The sequence below is a fragment of the Pantoea sp. DY-5 genome, assembly GCF_019795955.1.
Lineage (GTDB): Bacteria > Pseudomonadota > Gammaproteobacteria > Enterobacterales > Enterobacteriaceae > Pantoea > Pantoea leporis.
On sequence record NZ_JAIMIE010000001.1, the window covers coordinates 1,003,527 to 1,010,593 of the forward strand.

At 55.3% G+C, this 7,067-nt stretch carries 5 protein-coding genes; 2 read left to right on the plus strand and 3 right to left on the minus strand.

Annotated elements, in window-relative coordinates; genetic code table 11:
- The first annotated feature begins 278 nt into the window (after positions 1-278).
- Positions 279-1,403, plus strand: a complete 1,125-nt coding sequence (mdoC, locus tag K5Y30_RS04740; RefSeq protein WP_222181789.1) for a glucans biosynthesis protein MdoC — start codon at positions 279-281, stop codon at positions 1,401-1,403.
- A 33-nt stretch (positions 1,404-1,436) separates the two neighbouring features.
- On the opposite strand, the gene K5Y30_RS04745 is transcribed toward mdoC, so the two are convergent.
- Positions 1,437-2,900 carry a phosphatidylserine/phosphatidylglycerophosphate/cardiolipin synthase family protein gene (locus K5Y30_RS04745; RefSeq protein ID WP_304623895.1) on the minus strand — a complete coding sequence of 488 codons (1,464 nt, stop codon included), beginning with the start codon at positions 2,898-2,900 and terminating at the stop codon, positions 1,437-1,439.
- 160 nt (positions 2,901-3,060) lie between these two features.
- Between K5Y30_RS04745 and K5Y30_RS04750 the strand changes: the two genes are divergently transcribed.
- A complete protein-coding gene (locus tag K5Y30_RS04750; protein WP_222181788.1) occupies positions 3,061-4,209 on the plus strand; it encodes a beta-glucosidase in 1,149 nt (382 codons plus the stop codon).
- On the opposite strand, the gene K5Y30_RS04755 is transcribed toward K5Y30_RS04750, so the two are convergent.
- Positions 4,206-4,379 carry a hypothetical protein gene (locus K5Y30_RS04755; RefSeq protein WP_167391168.1) on the minus strand — a complete coding sequence of 58 codons (174 nt, stop codon included), beginning with the start codon at positions 4,377-4,379 and terminating at the stop codon, positions 4,206-4,208. The two genes, K5Y30_RS04750 and K5Y30_RS04755, sit on opposite strands and share 4 nt — an antisense overlap.
- Positions 4,380-4,693: 314 nt before the next feature.
- Positions 4,694-6,895: a TonB-dependent siderophore receptor gene (locus K5Y30_RS04760; RefSeq protein WP_222181787.1), complete on the minus strand. Its 2,202-nt coding sequence runs from the start codon at positions 6,893-6,895 to the stop codon at positions 4,694-4,696.
- Positions 6,896-7,067: the final 172 nt, after the last annotated feature.

Below are 7,067 nucleotides of genomic sequence, written 5' to 3' on the forward strand. Positions count from 1 at the left end.
TCCCACTTTATTATTCACATTATTCAGCACATCCCCCCCTTTCGTGTGCTTAGATCAAACCCGATTATCTTAAAGGATTATTCGGTTTTCCGACAGCGTATGTAATAGATTGTTCCGCTGATTTGTAAGCTGAAAATGTGCTTTTAGGATAATTAAACCCCGCAAAATCACATACAGATTCACCTGATAGTATACCCTGTTTACAGCCGGTAGAATTTTCCTTCGGCATAATCCGGTTTCAGGGCGAAACCGGCAAGTAAACTGACTATTGGAAGATTATGAGTTCAGCTAAACCCGAACGTGAATATTTCCTCGATTCGATTCGCGCGTATTTAATGTTATTGGGCGTACCTTTTCACGTCTCTCTGATTTACTCCACGCAGAAATGGGCCGTGAACAGTCATGACGCCTCAATGTGGTTGACGGTGCTGAACGACTTTATTCACGCCTTCCGCATGCAGGTTTTCTTTGTTATCTCAGGCTATTTTTCCTACATGCTCTACTTACGCTACCAGCCGCAGCACTGGTTGAAAGTGCGTCTGGAGCGTGTCGGCATCCCGATGTTGACTGCCGTGCCGCTGATTACCTTGCCGCAGTTTTTCATCACCAAAAATCTCACCGATAAAATCGGCGACTGGAACAGTTTCTCGCTGTACGACAAGTACAACACGCTGGCGTGGGAGCTGATATCTCATCTGTGGTTTTTATTGGTACTGGTGATTCTGACGACGTTCGGTATGGTGGCGTTTCGCTGGCTGAATAAGCAGCAGCGCAGCATCGATTATCAGCAAATTGGCTGGGGTAAATTGACGCTGGCGCTACTGACTTATGCCATAATTTGGTGTGCGTTCCGCCGCGTGCTGTTTTATTTCGTTCCGGCCGTGTTTGCCGATGGCCTGTTCAGCATTGCCGTGATGCAAACGCTGATGTTCCTGCCGTTCTTTATGCTGGGTGCGTTGAGCTGGAAGCATCAGGCGCTGAAAGCGTTGTTTGTGCGCTTTAATCCGGTGATGTGCTTTGGCGCTATCGCAGTATTCATCGCCTATAGCCTGAATCAGCGTTACAGCAGCGGTGAAGGTTGGCTGTACGAGATCGATATGATTATTTCGACACTGATGGGTTTGTGCATGCTAAACGTCTGTTTTAGCTTCGGCCATAAGCTGCTGAACAGCCATTCGCCGCGCATCATGTATCTGGTGAATGCCTCGCTGTTTATCTATCTGGTACACCATCCGCTGACCATTTTGTACGGCATCTACATCACGCCGCACATCGGCAATAACACGCTCGGCTTCTTCGTCGGCTTACTGATGGTATTTGGCGTGGCGTTTACGCTGTATGAAATCCATCTGCGCATTCCGCTGCTGCGCTTCCTGTTCTCCGGTAAGCCGCAACGCAAATGAAAAAAAAGGGCCCGCTACGCTGGCCCTTTTTATCTAAAGCAACCACTCAACCGGCAAGCGCCACACCAGCCGCACCAGCAAGCGCTGCAGCAGCGTGCATTGCGGTTCGTGTTTGTGCACCACTTCGCCCTGCTCGTTAGCAAACTCGACCCAATTGACGCGTCCCCACTTATCCAGACGCAGCGTCCAGGCGCGATCGCGCATCCCGGCAATAAAGCGCTGATGCGTTTGCTGCGCCAGGGTTTCACTCTCAATCACCAACCCCATTTCGGTGTTCAGCATGGCGGAACGCGGATCGAAATTGAACGAGCCGATAAATACTTTGCGATTGTCCACGGTGAAGGTTTTGGCATGCAAACTGGAGCCTGAATTACCGGTGATACCGCGATCGTGTGGCGCGGTATGCGGATTGTCCTGCGGCTTCAGTTCATACAGCGCGATGCCGTGGCGCAGAAGTTTTTTGCGCCAGCGCGCATAACCGGCGTGCACCACCGTGACGTCATTGGCCGCCAGCGAATTGGTAAGGATGGCAATCTTCACCCCGCGCCGCTTCAACGCCAGCAGCTGCGCCACGCCAGATCGCGTCGGGACAAAATAGGCCGAGATAATATCGAACTGCTGCTGCGGCGTGCCGATGACCTCCAGCATGCGCTGCGGCAGCAAACTGCGGCGTTTTGCTTTGCCGAGCCCTTTACGCGGATCATCACTCAGCAGGCGCGATTCCGCCCACGTCATCTCCAACTCGCCCTGCTCCATCTGGCTGATAAACGACGAGTGCTCCAACCGTGCCAGATAGCGCTCCACCGCTTCACTCTGCTGCCACTCTTGTGGCAAGCGCACTGCCTGATGCGCATCGCCGCTCACATCAACCACTTTGCGCAGCGGCGATACCGCTTTACTGCGCCAGTAGCGTTCGAAATCCTGCGTCACTTCGTCGACCACCGGACCAATCGCCAGGACATCGAGATCGGTAAACAGTGGTTCATCGCCGGTGCCAAAATATTCGTCGCCGATATTGCGCCCGCCCACCAGCGTCGCCGCGCCATCCACTGTCAGACTCTTATTGTGCATACGTCGATTGAGGCGGGAAAAATCGGTGAGATAACCGAGCGCGCGCAGCGTGCGGAACGAGAACGGATTAAACAGGCGCACCGCGATATTAGCGTGGCGATCGAGTTCCGCCAGCGTCTCATCCAAACCCGGCGTGTTATTGTCATCCAGCAGCAATCGCACTTTCACCCCGCGCTCGGCGGCGTCCAGCAGCGCGCTGAACAGCAAGCGGCCGGACATGTCGTTGTGCCAAATGTAGTACTGCACATCAATGGTGTGCTGCGCCATGCTCATCAACTGATAGCGCGCAGCAAAAGCGTCCAATCCATCGTTAAGCGGATGGATGCCGCTCATGCCCGGATGTCGCGCGCAACGCGCCTCAACACTCGGTTTCAGCCGGTTGCCCGAATGTTCCTCAGGCGGCAAAGAGGTTGCTGCTTCACTCATAGTGAATCCCTGAAAGCTGTGGACCTATTATTGTTGGTATCAATGCGCTAAGAAGCAATCGGAGGCTTCCTTTTCTGCCCGATGGCGCACCGTCAATTTAGTCTAGACTTAGCCAGGCGTTCTGCATTCTGCATCCGGCGTTCACCGTGAGGAGAGGATTATGACTCAGCAATCCCTGCGCCATCACCCTCAGCTGTTCCGCAGTTTCTTTCAGGGCAGTTTTCCCTGTTCAACCGCCCGTCGCGCAGGCGGACGTCGGCTCGATATGGTGATCAGTAGCGGCCACGACATGCTGCTGGAGAAAGATTATGCCGCACTGGCGCAGGAAGGTTTGCACACCGCGCGCGATGGCGCTCGCTGGCATCTGATTGAAGCCGTGCCCAATGAATATGACTGGCGCACCTTTCTGCCGATGGTGCACGCCGCGGCGCGTCACGATATGCAGATTATCTGGGAGCTGGCGCACTTTGGCTATCCCGATCACTTAGATATCTGGAAAGCCAGCTTTGTCGATCACTTTGAACGCTTCGCCCGCGCAATGGCACAACTGATGCGCGATGAAGGTATCGAAAAGCCCTTTTTCACGCCGATCAATCAGATCTCATTCTGGTCGTGGGCCGGCGCGGACGTTTCCTGGCTCGATCCCTACGCCAGCGATCGTGGTCGCGAGCTGAAGCGCCAGCTGGTACGCGCCTCGCTGGCGGCGATGCACGCCATTCGCGAGGTTTATCCCGATGCCCGCTTTGTGCTGACCGATCCGCTGGTGCAGGTGGCGACGCATCCCGATAATCCTGACAGCAAACCCTACGCCGACGCGCAGCATCAGGCGCAGTTTGAAGCCTGGGATTGGATTGGCGGACGCGATGCACCGGAACTGGGTGGCCGCGCGGATTTCCTCGATATTCTGGGGCTCAATTACTATCCCGACAATCACTGGTTTTTCTCAGGCGAAACCATTCCGTTCGACCATCCGACGCGGCTACCGCTGCACCGTTTGTTAATGCAGTGCTGGCAACGTTATCAGCGCCCGATGATTCTGGCCGAAACCGGTGCCGAAGGTGATGCGCGTGCGCCCTGGCTACGGCAGATCAGTGAAGAAGCGCGTCTGGCGCTGGATCACGGCGTGGCGCTGGAAGGAATTTCGCTCTATCCGGTGGTGGAGTATCCGGCGTGGGCCGACGATCGGCGTTCACCGGGTGCGCTGTTTGGCCTCGGCGATCCCAATGGCAATCGCACCCTGCATGAGGCGCTGGCGCTGGAGTTGCGCAGTCAACAGATTAAGTGGCAGAACTGGCAGACAAAAAGCTAAGACTGTTGCGTAGTGGCGGGTTTTTGCGGGCAGGTTTGCACATCGAGTGAAGGATCCGCGGGGTGGCGCACGTCGGTGAGCCAGGTCATGGTGAAGAGAAACACCACGCCAATTAAACAGGCGGAGAGCAGGCCAATTATGGCGATCAGTTTGTCATCGCTGGATTCCATCGACATCTCCTTACAGGCTTCCTTTTCCCGGTGCTGACCTTAACTCATCCACAGCGTAATCATCAGGACGAAGATTATAAGCGTAACCGAAGTGACTGCAAGCACCACAATGGCGAAGAGCGCGTCGTCGAGCGGCTGCCGATAAGGTTCGTCGTGGTCGTCTGGTGGTGCAGGTGAACTCATGATGACTCAAAAATAAAGGCGAGTTTTCGCGCAGGATTGCCGCACAGAGTGTAATGCAATGCGCCCTAAGTTACAGGAAAATTTCTGGCGGAGAAATAATGGGGCGCAGGCGCGCCCCATTGGAGAGCAGATTAGAAATCGTAGCTGAGTGAAACCTTCACCGTGCGTGGTTCACCCTGCGACAAATAGGTGCCGCTGTCATCAACATTGGCCCAATATTTCTCATTGGTGACGTTATCCACGCCCACGCGCCACACCATATCGTTCTGGTTAACCTTCATGCGGTAACGCAGTCCCAAATCCAGCGTGGTGTAATCATCCAGCTTCATGTTGTTTGCCAGGTCGGCATATTGTGAACCGGTGTAGTTCAGCAATGCTGTGGCGGTCAAACCGTCCACCGGCTTGATGTCATACTCCGCACCCAGCGCCGCAGTGAAGCGCGGTACGCCGATGGCGTTTTTGCCATCCTGATCGCTGTCACCGGTTTTGGTCATATCCGGATCGATCCAGGTGGCGCTGCTGTTAAGACGCAGGCCCAGCACCGGCTCACCGAATACGTTCAACTCCACGCCACGGTTGCGCTGCTCGCCATTCAGCTGGTAGACCGAATTGTTCAGCACGCCAACCGGCTGTTTGATTTCAAACAGCGCCAGCGATCCGCCGACGCGACCAAAGTCCGCTTTGACACCCACTTCGTTTTGCTTAGCATGTACGATGCCGGTCACGCTACCGTAGTTGGTGGCGGTAAACGGCGCGGCGGTGCCCGGCGTCAGCGATTCAGTATGGTTGGCATACAGCGAGATATTTTGCGTGGCTTTATACAGCAAACCGTACGCCGGCAACCAACGGCTGCTGTCGAAACGTGTCGCGGTATCTTCAACGCCGTCATAACCGTAGTTACGCACCACCACTTTTTGATGACGCGCGCCGACGGTTGCCAGCAAGGTGTCATCAAAGAAGCCCAGCGTATCGCTCAGCAGGTAGCCTTGCGAACGTGAACGGTAAGTGGTCAGCGGATCGCTGAACTTAGCGCCACCGGCGAACACGCTATCCGGTTCAGCCACATCCTGCGGGTGATAAATATTTACGTTGGCATCGTTGCCCGACGACATGCGATAGCTGTTTTTCGCATTCGTGGTCATCGCCGAATAACCGAAATTCACTTTATGCGTCACCGGACCGGTGGTGAAATCACCACGCAGGCCAACCATGCCGCTCATGTTGTCCTGCACGCGATTGGTGCGGAAGCGACCAATGGTGGCGTTGCCGGCGCTGTCGAGGATCTTCGGAATGCCGTAGTTGCCCACTTCATGTGTGTGCTGCGCGCCGAGGCCCGCATAGGCGGTCCACTGATTGGTCAGATCGTATTCGGCTTTCGCCAGACCAAACTCCGACTCGATATCGCTGAACACCCACTTCTGGCTGTAGTTTTTCGCGTTGGACGGCACATCAGGAATGAAATCGATGCCGCTGATGTTGACGCCGTTACGCGCATCGTGGAAGGTCTTTTTCTGGTAGCCAACGTCGAGCGACGTACGCAGACGATCGCCACGATAATCCAGGCCGAGTGACGCAGCGGTGGTGCGTTTTTTCTCGCCATCTACCTCGGTGCCGCCTTCGCGGTTAACCGCATTCAGACGCACGCCAAACTGATTATCGTCGCCAAAACGACGACCAATATCGGCGGTGCCGCCCACCTGGGAACCGGACGTGTAATCCACCCCGATGCGCGTCAGCGGCGTATCATCAGCGTGCTTCGGCTCGAGGTTAATCATGCCGCCGACGCCGCTCTCCGCCGAACCGTTCAGCAAGGCGTTAGCCCCTTTAAAGATCTCCACGCGATCAATCAGCGAGGCATCCATCACCTGACGCGGCACGATACCCGCCAGGCCGCCGTAGGTCATGGCATCGCCGTCCAGCTTGAAGCCACGAATGCGATAGCTCTCGGCAAAGTTGCCGTAGCCTTTCAGATTCTGCACGCCAGCATCGTTGCGCACCACGTCACCGATGGTTTGCGCCTGCTGATCCTGAATCATTTTCGAGGTAAAACCAATGACGTTAAACGGCACGTCCATGGCGTTTTGCTCACCCAGCATGCCAAGGCGGCCGCCGTGTGCAACCTGGCCATCGAGGAAAGCCGGTACCAGATCGTTGCCGCCTGGTTTGAAATCGGTTTGCGGTGTCGCGGTCACGGTCAGCGTCTGCTGCTCGTTTTTCGCGTCAGTGGAGGTTGTGGTGTTGGTGGTAGCAGCCATCACTGGCAAACAACCGGCGCTGACCATTACGGCCAACAGCGTCGGTTTCAGTCCGGGATTGAAAGGCATAGCGCGCATGGGATCCCCTAATGCAAACGAAGTGATAATCATTATTATTGCGGTTTGCGATTATGCGCAGTCGTTGCCCGAAAGCAAGAAAAATCCCACTTTTTGCGTTCATATCATGGAGGAGTGGTGCAATAGGTACCCTGCCCGGTCTTGTAGGGTCACCATTCATGGCGACCAATGC